Origin of the sequence: Geobacillus sp. B4113_201601 (assembly GCF_001587475.1) — a bacterium.
In the GTDB taxonomy this organism is placed as follows: domain Bacteria; phylum Bacillota; class Bacilli; order Bacillales; family Anoxybacillaceae; genus Geobacillus; species Geobacillus icigianus.
In genome coordinates, this window is record NZ_LQYX01000114.1 from 9,350 (window position 1) to 9,987 (window position 638).

Annotated in this window: 1 protein-coding gene; it reads right to left on the reverse strand. The window is 38.4% G+C overall.

Translation table 11 applies throughout. The annotated features are described in order from the left end of the window. Positions 1 to 298: 298 nt before the first annotated feature. Complete coding sequence (locus B4113_RS19960) at positions 299 to 469, reverse strand: hypothetical protein (protein WP_156102754.1); 171 nt, start codon at positions 467 to 469, stop codon at positions 299 to 301. Positions 470 to 638: the final 169 nt, after the last annotated feature.

Sequence of the window (638 nt, forward strand, 5' to 3'; positions counted from 1 at the left end):
AATAAAAAAACCTTCTATTAAGGGAAGGTGTATTTGGCATGCCTATCTTTTCATATTCCCACGGTCACAGCCTCCAAAGATATAGAGTGAAGCCTTGGAGCTACTCGCTCCAAGGCTTCACTTGATGGCTATGGAGGGTGTCCCAAAACGACTGGGACACCCTCTCTCATCGCTATATATAAGCACCAGCCGCTTCCCTACCACACTATATGTTGTGTCTTTCTTGAGGAGAGATCGCTTTTTGGGTCAGCCCTGAAAAATAATATTTTTGCTTTTTAGTTATTTACTTAATACATTATTAACACCCACAATATTGTAGTACGGACTGGCCTGATGGAAAGTAATAAAAAGTCCCCTCACAATATGGGTTATTATAACAGCAGCTACGATCTTTATCACAATATACAGTAATTTGAGCCTCAACCTCAGAAGGTTGATTTTTTTCCTTAAAATTTTTTCCGTTTTCCATGTTTAAAACCTCCTTATAAGTAAATTCATATAATAAAGAATCTTAAACTTGGTGTTTTACAACCTTTTACATATATTTAATAAAACCCGTGGCGCTAGTTGAGCGTTAGAACTCAACTAACCCAAGTGTGACCAGCGAATAGGCTAACCATATGCCATCGAGCGCTACT

Coding starts and splice junctions, on each gene's coding strand:
- B4113_RS19960 (WP_156102754.1), bottom strand. CDS start 469: ATGGAAAACGGAAAAAATTTTAAGGAAAAAAATCAACCTTCTGAGGTT.